This window comes from Hyphomonas oceanitis, assembly GCF_036964545.1.
Classification (GTDB): domain Bacteria; phylum Pseudomonadota; class Alphaproteobacteria; order Caulobacterales; family Hyphomonadaceae; genus Hyphomonas; species Hyphomonas oceanitis.
Genome location: NZ_JBALTL010000001.1, coordinates 927,538 through 944,431, shown reverse-complemented (window position 1 = coordinate 944,431; position 16,894 = coordinate 927,538). Strand labels below are relative to the sequence as shown.

Below are 16,894 nucleotides of genomic sequence, written 5' to 3'. Positions count from 1 at the left end.
CCTAGTCTGGGTGGACGCGGTCCACGTCATAGGCGGCAATCGTCGCGAGATTGACGATATCGCCAACCGTTGCGCCGAGTGAGGCAATCTGCACCGGCTTTTCAAGGCCGAGCAGCATCGGGCCAATCACGGTCGCGCGGCTCATGGATTCCAGCAGCTTGGTCGAGATCGACGCGGCGTGGATCGCCGGCATGACCAGCACGTTGGCAGGGCCCTTCAGGCGCGAGAACGGATAGAGCAGGGAATGGCCCGGGTTGAGCGCGATATCGGCGTTCATGTCGCCTTCGTATTCGAAGTCGACATCGCCCATCTCGTCGAGAATGGCGACGGCCTCACGCACTTTCTCGCCGCGCTCGCCCATCGGGTTGCCGAAGGTGGAGTAGGAGAGGAAGGCAACACGCGGGACAAAGCCCATGGCGCGCACGGCGGCGGCGGCTTCCAGTGCGATATTCGCAAGGTCATCGCCCTGCGGCAGTTCGGTCACGCTTGTATCGGCGATGAACACGGTGCGGCCGCGGTTGATGACCATGGACATGCCAATCAGCGCCTTGCCCGGCAGCGCGTCGAGCACCAGGCGGGAATCGCTGAGGGCCACGTCGTAATTCCGGGTCACGCCGGTGACCATGCCATCAGCATCGCCATTCTTCAGCATGCAGCAGCCGAAGATGTTCCGGTCCTGGTTCACGAGACGTTGTACGTCGCGCTTCAGGTAGCCATCGCGCTGCAGGCGGGCATAGAGGAAGTCTGTGTAGATGGGATTGTTGTCGGAGAGGCGAGCATTGATGATTTCCAGCGTACCGGCCGGCACGCCCATCTGTTCCATCGTCCGCTCGACCTGGGCTTCGCGGCCGATCAGGATCGGATGGCCAAGGCCCTGGTTCTTGAAGCTGAAAGCGGCGCGCACGACGGCGGGCTCTTCCCCCTCTGCAAACACGATGCGGCGCTGCACGTCGCGAGCGCGGGCCTGAACACCCTGGATAAAGGCGGCAGCCGGATCGGCGCGCTGGGCCAGCGAGGCGCGGTAGGCGTCCATGTCGGCAATCGGCTTGCGGGCAACGCCTGTGTCCATGGCGGCCTGCGCCACGAAAGGTGGAATGAAGCTGATCAGGCGCGGATCGAACGGGGTGGGGATGATGTATTCACGGCCAAAGCTCGGGCGCGCACCGTGATAGGCAGCGGCCACTTCATCCGGCACGTCTTCCCGTGCCAGCTCAGCCAGCGCGCGGGCGGCAGCGACCTTCATTTCCTCATTGATGCTTCTTGCGCGCACGTCGAGCGCGCCGCGGAAGATGTAAGGGAAGCCGAGGACGTTGTTGACCTGGTTCGGGTAGTCCGAGCGGCCTGTCGCGATGATCGCATCGTCACGCACCGACTTGATCTCTTCGGGTGTGATCTCGGGATCCGGGTTCGCCATGGCGAAGATGATCGGGTTCTTGGCCATGGATTTGACCATGGCCTTGGAGACAGCACCCTTGGCCGAGAGGCCGAGGAGGCAATCGGCGCCTTCGCAGGCTTCCGCCAGCGTGCGCTTGGAGGTTTTCACGGCGAAGGCAGACTTGAACTGGTCCATCTTGTCGGTGCGGCCTTCATAGACCACGCCGGTGGAGTCGCACATCAGGATGTTCTCGGCCTTGACGCCGAGATGGCGGATCAGGCCTGCGACCGAAAGGCCCGCAGCGCCGGCACCCGAGACGGCAACCTTCAGGTCCTTCAGTTCGCGGCCCGTGATGTGGCACGCATTGATGATGCCGGCGGCGGCGATGATGGCTGTGCCGTGCTGGTCATCATGGAAGACCGGAATATCGAGCTCTTCGCGCAGGCGGCTCTCGATGATGAAACAATCGGGCGAACCGATATCCTCGAGGTTGATGCCGCCCCATGTGTCGCCAATGTTACGGACGGTGCGGATGAAGTCTTCGGCATCGGTCGTGTTCACTTCGACATCGATACTGTCGATATCGGCGAAGCGTTTGAACAGGACGGACTTGCCTTCCATGACTGGCTTGGAGGCCATGTGGCCGAGGTTTCCGAGGCCGAGGATCGCGGTACCGTTGGAAATGACCGCGACCATGTTGCCCTTGGACGTGTAGTCATAGGCCTTGTCGATGTCTTCCGCGATTGCCAGTACCGGAATCGCAACACCGGGGCTGTAGGCCAGCGACAGGTCGCGCTGCGTTCCCATGGGCTTTGTTGGCGCCATGGAGATTTTGCCGGGTGTCGGTTTGGAATGGAAATCGAGTGCTTCCTGATCAGTGAAGCTAGGACGCTTGGAGGTCATGGAGAGGGGTAGTCCGATGCTAACGAGTGAGAATGAACGCTAGCGGTCGACCCTAGGCCCCGTGGCCAAGCGTGCCAACCGCAAATGTGGACCATGTGGTCACGCAATCAGGCGATTTGATGGCCAATCGCAGTGCGAACGCTTTGCGAATCTACTGGCGAGGCGCTAGCGTCCGCCACCATGGCTGACACTGCTCCCCCTTCGAAACAGGCCGCTGCCAAGGGCAGTGAACCGACGCCGTTCATGGCGCAATATCTCGGTATCAAGGAGCGCCATCCTGAATCGCTCCTGTTCTTCCGAATGGGCGATTTCTATGAGCTTTTCTTCAATGACGCGGTCGAAGCAGCCCGAATCCTCGATATTACGCTGACAGCTCGCGGGGAATACAATGGTAAACCAATTCCTATGGCGGGCGTGCCTTATCACGCCGCCGAGGGCTATCTGGCACGGTTGATCAAGTCCGGTGCGCGTGTCGCCGTGTGCGAGCAGACCGAGAGCCCGGCTGAAGCCAAGAAGCGTGGGTCGAAGTCCATCGTCAATCGCGACATTGTCCGCATTGTCACACCCGGCACGCTGACCGAGGATTCGCTGCTTCCCGCGCGGCAGGGGCAGGCATTGGCCGCCATTGCGCTTGCCAAGGGCGGCACGGAAGCGGCGATAGCGGTCTGTGATGTGTCGACAGGCCGGTTTGATGTCGCCCCGGTCCTGCCGGGTGCGTTGGCGGACATGCTGCTCGGCTGGCCGCTGAATGAATTGCTGGTCAGTAGCGGCGATATGGACCGACCGGCGATTGCGGCGGCGGCCGAGGCATCGCGTGCCCCGTTGACCGAGCGGCCCGCGCGCGCCGCGACGCCCAAGTCCGGCGAGGACCTGCTGAAGGAAACGTTCGACGTGGCGGCGCTGGAAGCCTTTGGCGATTTCAGCAAGGCGGAGCTGTCGGCGATTGGGCTCTTGCTTGATTATGTAAAGCTGACGCAGGCCGGGGCGGATATCAGGCTGGATGCGCCGCAAAGACCGCCGGTAAGGGGGCATGTCGCGATCGACCCTGCCACGCGCGCCAGCCTCGAGATCGACCGGTCGATGAGCGGCGGCCGGGACGGGTCGTTGTTGGGCACGATCGATCGGACGGTGACCGCCCCGGGCGCGCGCCTGCTGGCGACGCATCTTTCGCGTCCATCCCTGGACCGTTCCGAGATCGAATCGCGGCTGGAGGCTGTGGCCTGGCTGGTCGATGATGCCGACATGCTGGAGCGTTTGCGCGCCCGGCTGAAGGCGGCGCCTGATATCGAACGCGCGCGCTTGCGGCTGCGTCTTGGCCGGGGTGGCCCGCGTGACCTGCAGGCCATTGGCCGGGCCCTTGCAGCCGGGGATGCTGCTGCGCGTGGCCTCTCTGCCATGGATGGCGGACTGCCCGCCCGGCTCGCGGGGGCCGTCGAGAAGCTCTTACTGGACAATGCGCCAGCGCTGGAGACCTTCGCTGCAGACCTTGGCCGTGCGCTGAATGAAAGCCTGCCCATGCTGGCGCGCGATGGCGGCTTCATTGCACCGGGCTGGGACGCAGCGCTGGATGAAGCGCGCGGGCTGCGGGATGACAGTCGCCGGATCATTGCGGAACTGCAGGCGCGTTATGCCAGTGAGACCGGCATTTCGGCGCTGAAGATCAAGTTCAACAATGTGCTCGGCTATTTCATCGATGTGCCGGCCCGACATGGCGAGGCGCTGCTGGCGCCGCCCTTGTCGGAGACATTCATCCATCGCCAGACGCTGGCCGGTAATGTGCGTTTCTCGACGCGTGAGCTGTCAGACCTTGCAGGGCGCATTTCGCGGGCGGAGGAAGAATCCAAGGGCCGCGAGACGGCGCTGTTTGATGAATTCTGTGGCCGTGTTGATGACCTCAATGAAGCGCTGGCCGTATCCGCTGGTGCGCTGGCCGATCTCGATGTTGCGGCGGCCAATGCGGCGTGGGCGGTCGAGTGCGATGCGGTGCGGCCAGTGATTGCCGATGCGCCGGAATTTACCGCTGTCGGCCTGCGGCATCCAGTGGTCGAAGCGGCGCTCAGGCGTGACGGCAAGGGCTTTACCGCGAATGACCTGTCGCTTGATGCGGGCGGGGATGGGGCGCCGCGCCTCCTGCTGGTCACTGGCCCGAACATGGCGGGTAAATCGACCTATCTGCGGCAGGCCGCACTGGCGGTGATCCTGGCGCAGGCGGGCTGCTTCGTACCCGCCCGATCCATTACGCTGGGCCTTGCAGACCGGGTGTTCTCGCGCGTCGGTGCGTCGGACGATCTCGCGCGCGGCCGGTCGACCTTCATGGTCGAGATGGTGGAGACAGCCGCGATCCTGACGCAGGCGACGCCCGACAGTTTCGTTATCCTGGACGAAGTCGGCCGGGGCACGTCGACCTATGATGGCCTTGCCATTGCCTGGGCGGCGGTGGAGCATCTGCATGGCGTCAATGCCTGCCGGGCCCTCTTTGCCACGCATTACCATGAGCTGACGCAGCTCGCTGAAGACCTGCCCGGCGCAGCGAACGCCTCCCTCCGGGCGCGTGAGTGGAAGAATGATCTTGTCTTCCTGCACGAGGTGCAATCCGGGCCGGCTGATCGCTCCTATGGCGTGCAGGTGGCGCGCCTTGCCGGCCTGCCCAAACGGGCCGTCGCGCGTGCAGCTCAGATATTGAAGCGGCTTGAAGCTGATCCCGCTGCCGCCGAGAGCTTGCCGCTTTTTGCTGCTTTTGCAGAAGATGCTCCGTCCGCCGAATCCTTTGATCCGCCTGAGGCAGACTCTGAATTGCTCCGTATTCTTGCAGATGTGGATCCCGATGCCCTGACACCGCGCGATGCGCTGGATATCGTATACAAGATGATAGCGGAAACAAAAAAAATATAAGCAATCTTTGAATTTATTGGACGCGAGCCATCATGACACTAATGTAATTTCCAGCTGGCGACTATTGCGTCGTCGGCAGGGGTTCCTGTGAGGGGCGCCTGAAGGGTGCCGCACTCCGGGAATGCCAGTTACATGGAGCTGTCACGATGTCCAACAAGTCAGGAAATTCAACAGAAATACCTGTCTGCCGTGCGCAGATACGGATTGAGCTGGAGAGTGCCCGACAGACCGTGGACCGCCTTGCGAGCGTGATCCGCATTGTTGGCGACGCTGGTGCGACCGACCCGAATACGTCCCATGAGCTGGAAACCACCCTCGGCGCCGCCTATGCAGCGGCCTATAGGTGGCTGCTTGAATCCCGCCTTATGGCTGCCGGTGTCGGTATTGCGTCAGCCTGACGGTAACGATCGCGTCTGACGTCAGTTTGTCTCGAGGGCCTGCAAAAGGCGCACGGCGACCTGCAGGTCGTCGGCGTCACCAATCTGGTCGATCAGCTTCTTTGCGTCGCGCCGGAGATCCTTGACCCGAAGGCGTGTCTCTGCGGCATGCGACTTGCGGCCCGTCGATTCAAAGGGCTCGTAGAAAAAGCTAATGGGCTTTTTTAGTGCAATCGCCACCTCCCGGAGGCGACCTGCTGACATGCGGCTGTGACCAGCCTCATATTTTTGGATTTGCTGGAAGGTAACGCCAAGGATTTGGGCCAACCCATCTTGGGTAAAGCCCATTTCGCGGCGTCCCTGACGCAATTGCTGGCCAACGAAGCGATCTGCATCGGTTGGCTTTCGGGCATCGTGGCCGGAATTATTCTCTGATTTCAACATTATAAAACCCACTATCTAGCATATGTTATAGAGGACAAGCGTGTTCGGCAGATTTGTTACATAAAAGCGGCATTAAGCGGCAATACGTCGCGTTTTTGCGCCTCGCGAGCGATCCCTATAGGGATTTTTGAATGATAGTTGTGAAAGTGCTCATGTTTTAAATGGCCCCTCCAAGGGCCAGATAAAGCGTGATGCGGGATTCGATTTGTGCCCGCCGCAGCGACAGCAGTGTCCGGTCTGCCTGAAAGCTTCTTTGGCGGAATGTCAGGACATCGAGAAGGTCGATGGCGCCTTCGCGATACTGGATCTCGGCAAGGCGCAATGTTTCGCGTGCATTCTCGGCAGCTGTCTCGACATAGCCTGCGCGGTTGCGCAGTGTCTGGACATCATCCAGTCGGCCTTCGACATCGGCATAGGCGTCCAGCACGGTGGACCCGTAATTGGCGAGCGCAATGCGCCCGTTCGATTCAGCCGCATCAATACGCGCCGTGGTCAGGCCGCCATCAAACAGCGTTCCGGCGAGCCGGATGCCGAGGGAGAGGGCGAGCGCTGCCGGATCGACGAGGTCGCCAAGTTCTGACGTCGCACTGGAGACGCCGCCGGACAGCGACAGGCTGGGCCAGCGCCCGGTGCGCGCGATGGCCGTATTTGCAAAGGCGGAGCGGACAGAGGATTCAGCGGCAACAATGTCAGGCCTGCGGCGCAGGAGATCGGCCGGCTGGCCGGCAATGACGACATCGGTCACGGCAGGCAGTGTATCGGGAATGGGGAGCGTGCCGTCAGGATAGCGGCCGAGCAGGACTTCCAGTGCGCGCACGGCGCTGCGTTGCGCAGCCAGCGCCTGTTCGAGGGAGTCGCGCGCGCTGGCGATATCGGATTCGGCAAGCACCTGTTCGCGCCGGTCGGCGGCGCCAAGTTCGTACCGCACATTGACGATACGCAGCGTTTCTTCCTGCGCAGTAAGTGTAGCTTGGGAGAGTGCGACGGCATTGCCTGCATCAATGGCCACGACATAGGCGCGGGCGACGGCGGCGGCCAGGGATTCGCGGCTCGACCGGTAAACGGCTTCGGTGCTGACGAGATCATATTCGGAGGCGAGGATATCCGAGCTGATGGCGCCCCAGAGATCAGCTTCCCAGCTCGCACTGACGCCGAGACTATAGTTTTCCGACAGGTCGGCATCCTCAAAGGGCGAGGAGCCCGAGGCGCCGGCACTGGCACCGAGGCTGGGCAGGAGGCCCGAGCGTGACTGGCGCAGGAAGGCTTCGGAGCGGCGCACGCTTTCGGCGCTGGCCCGCAGGCCCGGATTGGCGGCGAGCGCCTCGTCCATCAGCGCAAGGAGGGCGTCATCCTTGATGATCTCGGACCAGCCGGCGGCCACTTCGCCATCCGTCTCCGGCCCGAAGGCCCAGCGTTCGGGCGCGTTTAGCGCTGTTGCTTCCTGCGTGATCAGCGGTTCGGGCGACGTCTGACTGCGGCTGGAGGCGCAGGACGGGACGGCCGTGGCCAGAAGGACCAGCGCAAGGGCAGGGGAGAGCTTATTCATGTCGTAGGGCCTCGATTGGGTTGAGCCGCGCCGCCTGCCGGGCGGGGAAGAATCCGAAGAACAGGCCAATCAGAGCTGATGCGCCAATGGCTATGATGGCAATACGCGGGGAAATCTCAACAGGGAACTCCCCGAGTTTCGCTGCAAGCTTTGCAGCGCCCACGCCCAAGGCAGACCCGATCAGGCCGCCGAGCAGGCAGAGCGCCAGCGCTTCGGCCAGGAATTGCCCGAGTATATCGATGCCGCGTGCGCCGATGGCCATGCGCAGGCCGATCTCGCGGGTGCGCTCGGTGACCGACACGAGCATGATGTTCATCACGCCGACACCGCCGACGATGAGCGAGACGGCAGCGGTGAAGGCCAGCAGGACGCCGAAGGTCGCCTGCGTGCTGGAGCGGGCGCGGACGAAGTCTGCAATGTTGAACACGCGGAAATCATCTGTCCCGCCGGGCGCGATGCGGCGGATTTCGCGCAAACGGGTTTCGAGTTGTTCCTGGGCCGTTGTCATGTCGTATCCGTCTGCAATGCCGACTTCCATGCTGCCGACATAGCGCGCGACGGTGGCATTCCCACCAAGGATACGGTTACGGGCCGTGCTGATGGGCACGATGACGATATCGTCGCGGTCACCGCCCGGCCCGGATGACTGGCCGCGCGTGACGAGCACGCCGATTACTTCGACCGGCACATTGTTGACGCGGATCGTCTGCCCGACCGGGTTTGTTCCCTCGAACAGCGCGTCGGCAACGGTCTTGCCAATAACGGCCACGGCGGCGCCGGAGCTGGCTTCGCGGTCGTCGAACAGGCGTCCCTCACTGGTTTTCAGCGATTGGGTGACAAAATAGTCGGTATTGGTGCCTTGCAAGCTGGTCGACCAGTTATCCTCGCCGGAGACGACCATGACGGAGCCGGAGATGCGGGCGGCAACGGCTGTCACGAAGGGTTCCTGCTTGAGCTGGGCGACATCGGATTCGGTGAAGGGCTGGTCGGACGAGGCGCCGCTGGAGCGGGCCCGACCACGCGACGCGCCGGGGAATATGGTCAGGTTGCTGGCGCCCAGCTGCGCGATCTGGGCATCGACCTGTTTGGCCGCGCCCTCGCTGATCGCCATCATGGCCATGACCGAGGCGACGCCGATCATGATGCCCAGCATTGTAAGGAAGCTGCGCAGGGGATTTGAGATCAGCGCTTCAAGGGCTGACTGGAAGGCAACACCGAACTTCATGACGCGCGCCTTTCATCCCGTTCGATCTGGCCGTCGCGGAAATGGATCTGGCGCGTCGCATAGGCGGCGACTTCCGGCTCGTGGGTGACCAGCACGACCGTGATGCCTTCGCTGGAAAGGCCTGTCAGCAGGTCCATGATTTCCTCGGAGGTTTTCGTGTCGAGCGCGCCGGTCGGCTCGTCGGCCAGCAGGATGGATGGACGACCGGCAAGCGCGCGGGCAATCGCCACGCGCTGCTGCTGGCCGCCGGACAATTGCATCGGACGGTGGTCCATGCGGGTGCCAAGGCCGACCATTTCGAGGCATTCGCGGGCGCGGGCGACAGGGTCTGCCACAGGTGTGCGGGCATACATGAGGGGGAGTTTCACATTGGCGAGCGCGGTCGCGCGGTTCAGCAGGTTGAACTGCTGGAAGACAAAGCCGATCGTCTCGTTGCGCAGGTCTGCCAGTTCGTCGCGGCTGAGCTTCGAGAGGGGACGGTCCTTGATCAGAAGTTCGCCACTGGTTGGCACGTCGAGTGCGCCGATCAGGTTCATCAGCGTCGACTTGCCGGAGCCGGACGGACCCATGATCGCGGTCATCTCACCCTCGACGAAATCCACGTTGACGCCGCGCAGGGCGAAAACGTCCTGCGTGCCCATGCGATAGACCTTTGTCAGGTCACGGCACGAAATGAGGGGTGTCGCCTCTGAGGCCATGCTCAGTTGCCTGCTGTCGGAACGGTCAGGCGCGTGATGAAGACATCACCTGCCTCCGCGCCGCGTGTGATCTCGGCATACTGACCGTCGGACAGGCCGATCGTGACGGGGGCTGTTTTGAGTGTGCCGTCGCCGACCGGCTGATAGAGGTCGACGCGGGTCTGCGTTGTGCGCTCATTGATCTTTTTCTGCACGACGGCAAGTTCTTCACGGCTGAGATTGTCGCGCAGCACCTTGTCCATACGGGACTGGATCTTTTCGCGCATGCCGGAGCGGTCGAATGTGGCGCCGGCCTCGCCCATGCTGGCGCGAACCTTTTCGAACTCGGCTTTCATCTCGGCCTGGATCTTTTCCTTGCGGGCAGGCTCAAGGTCGAGGCCGGCAAGGAGGGCATCCGCCGGGTTACCGCCCGGGCCGCCGGGACGACCGCCGCCACTGCGCGGGGCCTGGTCACTGCTGGTTTCGGACGAGATGACGGTCACGCCATCGCTCGGCGGGCGGAAGCGTACAGCGGCTTCGGGAATGCGCAGCACGCCTTCGCGCTTTTCAGCGGTGATTTCCACATTGGCCGTCATGCCCGGCAGGAGGCGGCCGGAACGGTTTTCGGCGGCGATGACGACCGTATAGGTGACGACATTGGAGAGGGTTTCAGAGGCGAGGCGGACCTGTTCGACCGTGCCCTTGAAGGTTTCGGTCGGGTAGGCGTCCACCTTGAACGTCGCCGGGTCGCCGGCATCGATGCCGCCAATGTCGGACTCGACGACCGCTGCGTCGATCCGGATGTCGCCAAGGTCCTGAGCGATTTGGAAAAGGATAGGGGCGGAGAAGGAGGCCGCGACGGTCTGGCCGACATCGACCGAGCGTTCGATGACAACACCATCAATGGGGGAGCGGATGATCGTGCGGTCAAGATCGAGCTGGGCCGATTTCAGTGACGCCTGACGCTGCGTGAGCGCGGCCTCTGACGAGCGCAGCTGCGCGCGCGAGACATCGAGCGAAGCCTTGGACACGGCGAGGGTGCGCTCGGCATCTTCAAGCGAGGAGCGGGCAATCGCGTCCTGCGCAAACAGGGCCTTTACCCGCTCATATTCTTTTTCGGACTGCGCATAGCTGGCTTCGGCCGACGCAATATTGGCCTTTTGTACATCGAGGCTGGCGCGGGCGCTGGCAATGTCGGCCTGCGCCGAGGCCACGCGGCTTTCGAACGTCTGCGGGTCGATGCGGGCGATGATCTCGCCTTCCTTGACCTCGGAATTGAAGTCGGCATCGAGCTCGATGATCTGGCCGGAAACCTGCGAGCCCACCTCGACCGTCGTCAGCGCGCGCACGGCGCCGGAAGCGGTCACAAGACGGGCAACATCGCCCGTGTCGACAGCCGCCGTTTCCACGGTGAAATCGCCCGCTGCGGCTTTGCCCGGTCCGCGCAGGAACAGGGCCCAGACAAGGAACAGGGCCACGAGGGCACCGAGGCCATACAGAAGTTTCGGGTTAATCTTGCGGATCAATGGACTGCACTCGCTCTCGCATCAGGGTCATGGTCAACACGTCCGGCCAACCTGGAGGGGGCCGGGCGCATGGGCCTTTTTATTTCGGAGCGTTGCAACGCGCCTGCCAGATAAACGACCGGCGCACGTCTTTCCGTCGCTTGGAACTGTAATTCCAGTCAACGATAGAGGGAAAACAGCCTGAAAAGGCGTTTTTGCCTATTTCTTGGGTTCAAGACGGATGATGCCGTCATCCTGCGAGCTGGACTGGGCTGCTTCTGAGTCGAGCAGGGCAGTCTCGGAATCCAGGTTCAGGTTAAGGTCAACAGTGGGATCGCCACCAAAATCGCCGCCGCCGAACGTGCCGGAGCCGATCAGGCGGGATTCGCCGCTGCCACCGAGATTAAGGTTCATGGAACCACCGGACGATGTGGTCTCGCCCGTAGTCGGGCTCGGGAGGTTCAGATTGAACGAGCCAGCCGCGTTTTCATCCGTCGAAACCGTCTGGACGTCTGCGCTGTCGGAGCCTTGCGAGCAGGCCGTGCCGGCGAGAACAAGGGAGGCGAGGGCGAAAGCAGTGATCGATTTCATGTTCATGCACCTGATCTTGCAGCGGCCATCAGCGGTCCGCAAGCTTCTGTTGCACAACGTCCCAGAAAATGGCGGCACTATCAATGCCGGAGAGGGCCTTGATGGCCTGCACGCCGGTCGGCGAGGTGACGTTCACTTCCGTGAGACGCCCGCCGATAACGTCGATACCCGTGAGGATCAGCCCGCGGCGCTTGAGTTCCGGGCCGATTGTTTCGCAGATTCGCATGTCGGCATCGCTGAGATCGGATTTTTCGGCCGTCCCGCCGACGACCAGATTTGACCGGACCTGCCCACTCATCGGGCGCCGGTTGATCGCGCCAACGGGCTCGCCGTCGATCAGGATGATTCGTTTGTCGCCCTCGCTGACGGCCGGCAGGAAAGCCTGCACCATGACCGGCTCGCGCGAGCGCGTGAAGAAGACTTCCAGCAGGGAATCGAGGTTCGAGTCGTCAGGCTTCAGGCGGAACACGCCTGCGCCGCCATGGCCGTAGATCGGCTTGACGATGATGTCCTTGTGCGTGTCGCGGAAGGCGAGAATGTCCCGCATCTCCCGCGTCACCAGCGTCGGTGGCATGATTTCGGGGTGGAGGAGGGGGAAGATTTTCTCGGGGCTCGACCGCACGCCTTCGGGATCGTTCACAACGAGCGTCTCGCCGGAAATCAGCTCCAGCAGGTGGCAGGCGGTGATATAGTTGAGGTCAAAGGGCGGATCCTGACGCATCAGGATGACGTCGAGGTCCTTTGCAAGATCCAGCTTGGCTGCTTCGCCAAAGACGCCCGGCGTCTCGCGCACACGCTGCACCTTTGCCGGCCGGGCCCAGGCGGTGACCCGGCCCTGCTCATAGGACATCTGGTCCGGCCCGTAGACAAAGAGTTCCGCCCCGCGCGCCTGGGCGACTTCCGCCAGTGCAAAGGTGGTATCACCGTCGATCTTGACGTTTTCCAGTGGATCCATCTGGATCCCGACACGCAATGCCATGTGGCGCCCGCTCCCATTTCATGCGGGCGGCGGCTTTAGTGGCGCACCGGCCCTGTCAGTAACTCACTCCGAGCAATTCGGCATCGGTCTCGGTTCCATATGTAGGGCTCGGCGTCGGATTGTAAGAGGGGGCAGCCTGCGTCGTCGGCGCGGCCGGGCGCTGGACCAGCTCACGGATGCGCACATACGAGACGACCTGGCGCACGCCGCCGACCACGCTGGCCTCTTCAGCGGCGCGTTTCAGTTCATCAGCCGAGCGGGCCGTGCCCATCAGGTAGACCACACCGTCATAGGTCTCGATATTGTAGTTGAGGCTTTTTACCGTGCTCGATCCGATCAGGCGGGCGCGCACGCGGCTGGAGATCAGCTCGTCGGACATGTTGGCCATGAAGCCGCCCGCGGGCTCGATCTTGATCTCGTTGGCAACGTCCATGGCCCGTGTTGACGTCCATGCGATGCCTTCGGCCTGTACGCGGTCAGTCGGATCATCGACCCGGCCGGAGAGCAGGACGAGGCCGTTATTCACTTCGACATCAACCTCGCCGAAGCGATTGAGGCTTTCGGCGAGCAGCTTGGTCTTGATTTCGGTGGAGGCGGTCGTGTCGTCGACGGACTCGCCCAGCGTCTTGTCTTTCGCGGCAGCGAGGCCCACAGCGCCAGCGGCACCGACGGCTGCAACGGCGCATCCTCCCAGAGGCAGGACAAGGGCAAGGGCGGCGGCGGCAAGTCGCAGGTTCATTCTACATACTCCAGTGGCTGGCGGTCCGGGGACGTCGGAATGACACTCGTCCAGACTTACGGCGAAATTCTGGCAGTCTCCAAGTAAATTGCAGTTCACATTGCGTTTGGGCGCATGTGTGACGGGCCTGAGTGTTTGGGCTGGCTGTGACTCGGCAGGCATGTTAAAGTCCCATTATAGATACAAGAAGGAATTGAGACCCTGACTTCCAGCGCCCCGCGGACACTGCCCGCAAAGAGTGCCACGATTGACGACATCCGCACGGTTGCCGAGGCTCTTGCCAAGGCCCTTGAGGATGACAAGGCTGAAGACCTCCTGTTCATTGACCTGGACGGAAAATCTTCCCTCGCCGATTTCATGATCATTGCGTCAGGCCGTTCCGGCCGGCATGTCGCCGCGCTTGCAGACCATCTTTCCCATACGGTGAAAAAGCTGACCGGCCGCCCGGCCAATGTCGAAGGCATGCCCAATGCTGACTGGGTGCTGATCGATACCGGCGACGTGATCGTTCACCTCTTCCGGCCGGAAGTGCGCGAATTCTACAATCTCGAAAAGATCTGGGCCTCCGACACGAGTGCCCATCGCGCCACGCAGCACTAGGCGCCTGTGCGCCTGACGCTCCTGTCCGTCGGCCGCCTGAAATCAGGCGCCGAACGCGACCTGTTCGATGAATATGTCAAACGGGCCCTGCCGATTGCGCGCAGCCTTGGCTTTCGTGGAATCGAGGAGATTGAAGTGGCGAGCGGTGGCGGGCTGGACGCCGAGGCCGAGCGTATCCTCGCGAAGATACCGGCCGGTGCCAATGTGATCCGGCTCGACGAGTTTGGCCGTAACGTGACTTCGCAGGATTTCGCGAGCCAGCTGGGCCGACTGCGCGATCAGGGCGTGCCTGATCTTGTCTTCCTGATTGGCGGGGCAGAGGGTTATGGCGAGGCCGTGCGGCGCGCCGTGCCTGATATCATGGCTTTCGGGGCGCAGACCTGGCCGCATCGGCTGGTCAAGGCGATGCTGGCTGAGCAGCTTTACCGGGCCATGTCGATCCTGGCGGGCATGCCGTATCACAAGGCCTGAAGCTTACTTTTTGAAGGGGTAAAAGAAACCTCGAAGCTGAAAGGTGGGGGGACGCAGCTTCGAGGTCTCTTTATAGATGTCCAGCGCTTGGGAGGGTTCAGTCGGGAGGGACTTACTGGCCATCTGAGAGTGTTTACGTGCAAGGCGGGATTTTGGTTCCAAAATAATCCGGAAAAAAATCAGCCGGCGTAGAGCGACGGATTTGGAGCCAGCGCCATCATGAAAAGCGCCGTCGCGAGAATCCCAAGAGTCGCCACAGAAACGACCTTCGCAATCACATTTGCCTGACCCATTTGTATCACCCTTGTGTCTTGCCAGAGTCCCAAGTGGGGACGTGTCTGCATGATGAACACATTCTAAACGGAATAGGTTCCATGCGAGGCGCGTATGGGGCATTTTAAGGGCAGGCCCGCGTACGCGATTGATCCGGCGTGCGTGTCGCCCTAGACCTTGTTGCGGGACATTTCGAACAGAAAATGGGACGCAGATGGTCACGGCCGTAAAGGACTTCCTGAAGGTTTACTGGCCGTTCGTGCTGGTCGCGGTACTGGGTGTCATCGTCACCCTGATGCTGATGGACCCCGCGCCCCCGAAACACATCAAGTTTGCCGCTGGCGCGCAGGGCGGGGCCTATTACGCCTTTGCCGAACGCTATCAGCGCCTGCTGGACGAGCAGGGGATCGAGGTCGAGCTGATCCAGACGGCCGGTTCGGTCGAGAATTTGCGCCTGCTGGATGAGGGGCAGGTGGATGTGGCGCTGGTCCAGGGCGGGCTGGCAAAGCCCGGCGATGCGGCCACGCTGCGCTCGCTCGGCGGCCTTTTCCATGAGCCTTTCTGGGTGTTCGTTCGCGAAGAGGCGGGCGTTACAGAATTTGGCGACCTCAGATCGAAGCGTTTCGCCATCGGTCCGCTCGGGTCCGGCACGCGCATCCTAGGTGTCGAGCTACAGGAAGAGTTCGACGGGACATGGCCGGAGGCGTCGCGCAATACACTTTCAGGCACGCCGGCGGCCGAGGCCCTGATTGCCGGTCAGATTGATGCGGCGGGTTTTGCAGCCTCGCCGGATGCGCCTTATGTGCAGACGCTGTTGCGGGCACCCGGCATTTCCCTCTTGTCCTTTGAGCGGTCGGAAGCCCTGTCGCGCCGCCAGCCGGCACTTGCGGCGGTGACTCTGCTCCGCGGTGTGGTCGATATTGGTGCAGACATTCCGGCGCGCGACGTGCCGCTGGTTGCTCCCGTCGCGCAGCTTGTTGTGGCGAAGTCGCTCCACCCGGCGATCGAAGCACTGCTGGTCGATTCCGCGAATGCGATCCATCAGGATGGCAGCATCCTGGCCCCTGCCGGCGCCTTCCCGGACCCGAATTGGACCGACCTGCCGGTCAGCCGGCAGGCGGAGCGTTATTACGAGAACGGCCCATCCTTCCTGCGCCGTTATTTCTCTTTCGACGTTGCGAACTTTCTCGACAGGGCCTGGATCCTGGCGATTCCGTTGCTGACATTGATGTTCCCGCTCGTAAGGGTGGCGCCGCCGATCTATCGCTGGCGTGTGCGCCGCAAGATCTACATCTGGTACAAGGACCTGCGCGACCTTGAGGCGCGCGGCCGGGCGATGCCAAGCAAGGAAGAGCGCGTGGAGATCACCGATGCGCTGGAAGACCTGCAGGTCGAGATCGGCGAGATGGATGTGCCGCTCTCCTATACCGACGACCTCTACCGCCTGCGCAACCATGTCGAGTTCGTGAAGCACCTCGTGATGAACACGCGGCCGACGCCGGGCCTGGGTATCTAGGCGAGGTTTGCGTCTTTGACTGCCGACAGGAATGTACGCGAGACGGGTGCTTCCTTGCCGGATTTCAGCACCAGCCAGAGCTTGCCGCCCTCGCGGCGCGTATCGGCAACGCCGTCGGTTGCCACCCACCATGACCGGTGCACCTGAAGCCCGCCAGCGCCTAACAGCTCCCGCATGGCATCTGCGAGCCGCATCAGGATCAGCTCCTCGCCGCGATCGGTGTGGATGCGCAGGTAATGGTCTTCAGAGGAAATCGCCCAGATCGCTGCGCCGCGATATTTGACCGGCAGGCGCTCAAGGAATGTTGCCCGCGCGTCAGAGGCCTCGGCGGCGCCGAGCGGCGGGGCGCGTCTTGCCTGTGCTACGACAACACCGCTCGCCACCATGACAAGGCAGACAGCGTAGACATAGACGTATTGGATAAGGAGGCCGGTCGCGCTGAAATACCCGCCCAGCGCCAGGAAAAAGACGACGAGCGAGATCGTCACCGGAACCGCGATCAGGGCCGCCGCTACGCCAACCCTCAGCGCAACATGCTGTTCTGCAAGGTAGCGCTCGAACGTCGCCGGAATGGCCCAGATCGCCGCTGCGCCCCCGACGCACATGGTGATCAGCCACATAAACAGCCGTAGCGTGAAGGAGCCGCCCGTGTCGTAGACGCCAAACCATGTGAACGCCAAGGATACGCCGATAAAGATGGCGGACGTTCGCAGGAAGGGGGTCAGGCGGCCCGTCATCGGCTTAAGAATCCTCCTGCATTTCGCGCTTCGTGAACTGTTCT

Annotated in this window: 15 protein-coding genes; 5 read left to right on the top strand and 10 right to left on the bottom strand. The window is 62.4% G+C overall.

The features are described from left to right. Position 1 precedes the first annotated feature (1 nt). Positions 2-2,278: an NADP-dependent malic enzyme gene (locus tag V7651_RS04650; protein ID WP_035535031.1), complete on the bottom strand. Its 2,277-nt coding sequence runs from the start codon at positions 2,276-2,278 to the stop codon at positions 2-4. Positions 2,279-2,458: 180 nt separating this feature from the next. On the opposite strand from V7651_RS04650, the gene mutS reads away from it, so the two are divergent. Next, the gene (gene mutS, locus V7651_RS04645) at positions 2,459-5,170 is read left to right on the top strand and encodes a DNA mismatch repair protein MutS (protein ID WP_335612397.1); all 2,712 of its coding nucleotides are present in this window, start codon (positions 2,459-2,461) and stop codon (positions 5,168-5,170) included. A 146-nt stretch (positions 5,171-5,316) separates the two neighbouring features. After that, a complete protein-coding gene (locus V7651_RS04640; RefSeq protein WP_035535027.1) occupies positions 5,317-5,568 on the top strand; it encodes a hypothetical protein in 252 nt (83 codons plus the stop codon). Between the two features lie 21 nt (positions 5,569-5,589). Here the strand turns inward: V7651_RS04640 and V7651_RS04635 are convergent, their stop codons facing one another. From V7651_RS04635 to V7651_RS04600, 8 genes are all read right to left on the bottom strand, one after another. Next, a complete protein-coding gene (locus V7651_RS04635; protein ID WP_335612396.1) occupies positions 5,590-5,991 on the bottom strand; it encodes a helix-turn-helix domain-containing protein in 402 nt (133 codons plus the stop codon). 157 nt (positions 5,992-6,148) lie between these two features. Continuing rightward, the gene (locus V7651_RS04630) at positions 6,149-7,537 is read right to left on the bottom strand and encodes an efflux transporter outer membrane subunit (RefSeq protein ID WP_335612395.1); all 1,389 of its coding nucleotides are present in this window, start codon (positions 7,535-7,537) and stop codon (positions 6,149-6,151) included. Further along, positions 7,530-8,762: an ABC transporter permease gene (locus V7651_RS04625; protein ID WP_335612394.1), complete on the bottom strand. Its 1,233-nt coding sequence runs from the start codon at positions 8,760-8,762 to the stop codon at positions 7,530-7,532. The genes V7651_RS04630 and V7651_RS04625 overlap by 8 nt, the downstream gene beginning before the upstream one ends. Next, positions 8,759-9,460, bottom strand: a complete 702-nt coding sequence (locus V7651_RS04620; RefSeq protein WP_335612393.1) for an ABC transporter ATP-binding protein — start codon at positions 9,458-9,460, stop codon at positions 8,759-8,761. The genes V7651_RS04625 and V7651_RS04620 overlap by 4 nt, the downstream gene beginning before the upstream one ends. 2 nt (positions 9,461-9,462) lie before the next feature. Beyond that, on the bottom strand, positions 9,463-10,965 hold the full coding sequence (locus V7651_RS04615; protein WP_335612392.1) for an efflux RND transporter periplasmic adaptor subunit: 1,503 nt from the start codon (positions 10,963-10,965) through the stop codon (positions 9,463-9,465). Between the two features lie 198 nt (positions 10,966-11,163). Further along, positions 11,164-11,535, bottom strand: coding sequence for a hypothetical protein (locus tag V7651_RS04610; protein ID WP_335612391.1), 372 nt, complete (start codon positions 11,533-11,535; stop codon positions 11,164-11,166). A 28-nt stretch (positions 11,536-11,563) separates the two neighbouring features. Beyond that, on the bottom strand, positions 11,564-12,514 hold the full coding sequence (gene gshB / locus V7651_RS04605) for a glutathione synthase (protein WP_335612390.1): 951 nt from the start codon (positions 12,512-12,514) through the stop codon (positions 11,564-11,566). Positions 12,515-12,569: 55 nt separating this feature from the next. Next, the gene (locus V7651_RS04600) at positions 12,570-13,253 is read right to left on the bottom strand and encodes a BON domain-containing protein (RefSeq protein ID WP_335612389.1); all 684 of its coding nucleotides are present in this window, start codon (positions 13,251-13,253) and stop codon (positions 12,570-12,572) included. Between the two features lie 201 nt (positions 13,254-13,454). Between V7651_RS04600 and rsfS the strand changes: the two genes are divergently transcribed. The 3 genes from rsfS to V7651_RS04585 all read left to right on the top strand — a co-directional run bounded on the left by rsfS (position 13,455) and on the right by V7651_RS04585 (position 16,113). Continuing rightward, the gene (gene rsfS, locus V7651_RS04595; protein WP_418887218.1) at positions 13,455-13,853 is read left to right on the top strand and encodes a ribosome silencing factor; all 399 of its coding nucleotides are present in this window, start codon (positions 13,455-13,457) and stop codon (positions 13,851-13,853) included. Between the two features lie 6 nt (positions 13,854-13,859). After that, positions 13,860-14,324: a 23S rRNA (pseudouridine(1915)-N(3))-methyltransferase RlmH gene (locus V7651_RS04590; RefSeq protein ID WP_335612388.1), complete on the top strand. Its 465-nt coding sequence runs from the start codon at positions 13,860-13,862 to the stop codon at positions 14,322-14,324. Between the two features lie 487 nt (positions 14,325-14,811). After that, a complete protein-coding gene (locus V7651_RS04585; protein ID WP_335612387.1) occupies positions 14,812-16,113 on the top strand; it encodes a TAXI family TRAP transporter solute-binding subunit in 1,302 nt (433 codons plus the stop codon). Here V7651_RS04585 and V7651_RS04580 read toward each other — a convergent pair. Next, the gene (locus tag V7651_RS04580) at positions 16,110-16,850 is read right to left on the bottom strand and encodes a LytTR family DNA-binding domain-containing protein (protein ID WP_335612386.1); all 741 of its coding nucleotides are present in this window, start codon (positions 16,848-16,850) and stop codon (positions 16,110-16,112) included. The genes V7651_RS04585 and V7651_RS04580 overlap by 4 nt on opposite strands. Positions 16,851-16,894: the final 44 nt, after the last annotated feature.

Excerpts from the sequence above, each read along its gene's own strand:
- V7651_RS04580 (WP_335612386.1), bottom strand. The coding sequence starts at position 16,850 with ATGACGGGCCGCCTGACCCCCTTCCTGCGAACGTCCGCCATCTTTATC.
- V7651_RS04635 (WP_335612396.1), bottom strand. The coding sequence starts at position 5,991 with ATGTTGAAATCAGAGAATAATTCCGGCCACGATGCCCGAAAGCCAACC.
- V7651_RS04640 (WP_035535027.1), top strand. The coding sequence starts at position 5,317 with ATGTCCAACAAGTCAGGAAATTCAACAGAAATACCTGTCTGCCGTGCG.
- V7651_RS04610 (WP_335612391.1), bottom strand. The coding sequence starts at position 11,535 with ATGAAATCGATCACTGCTTTCGCCCTCGCCTCCCTTGTTCTCGCCGGC.
- gshB (WP_335612390.1), bottom strand. The coding sequence starts at position 12,514 with ATGGCATTGCGTGTCGGGATCCAGATGGATCCACTGGAAAACGTCAAG.
- V7651_RS04620 (WP_335612393.1), bottom strand. The coding sequence starts at position 9,460 with ATGGCCTCAGAGGCGACACCCCTCATTTCGTGCCGTGACCTGACAAAG.
- V7651_RS04630 (WP_335612395.1), bottom strand. The coding sequence starts at position 7,537 with ATGAATAAGCTCTCCCCTGCCCTTGCGCTGGTCCTTCTGGCCACGGCC.
- V7651_RS04625 (WP_335612394.1), bottom strand. The coding sequence starts at position 8,762 with ATGAAGTTCGGTGTTGCCTTCCAGTCAGCCCTTGAAGCGCTGATCTCA.
- V7651_RS04585 (WP_335612387.1), top strand. The coding sequence starts at position 14,812 with ATGGTCACGGCCGTAAAGGACTTCCTGAAGGTTTACTGGCCGTTCGTG.
- V7651_RS04650 (WP_035535031.1), bottom strand. The coding sequence starts at position 2,278 with ATGACCTCCAAGCGTCCTAGCTTCACTGATCAGGAAGCACTCGATTTC.
- V7651_RS04600 (WP_335612389.1), bottom strand. The coding sequence starts at position 13,253 with ATGAACCTGCGACTTGCCGCCGCCGCCCTTGCCCTTGTCCTGCCTCTG.
- mutS (WP_335612397.1), top strand. The coding sequence starts at position 2,459 with ATGGCTGACACTGCTCCCCCTTCGAAACAGGCCGCTGCCAAGGGCAGT.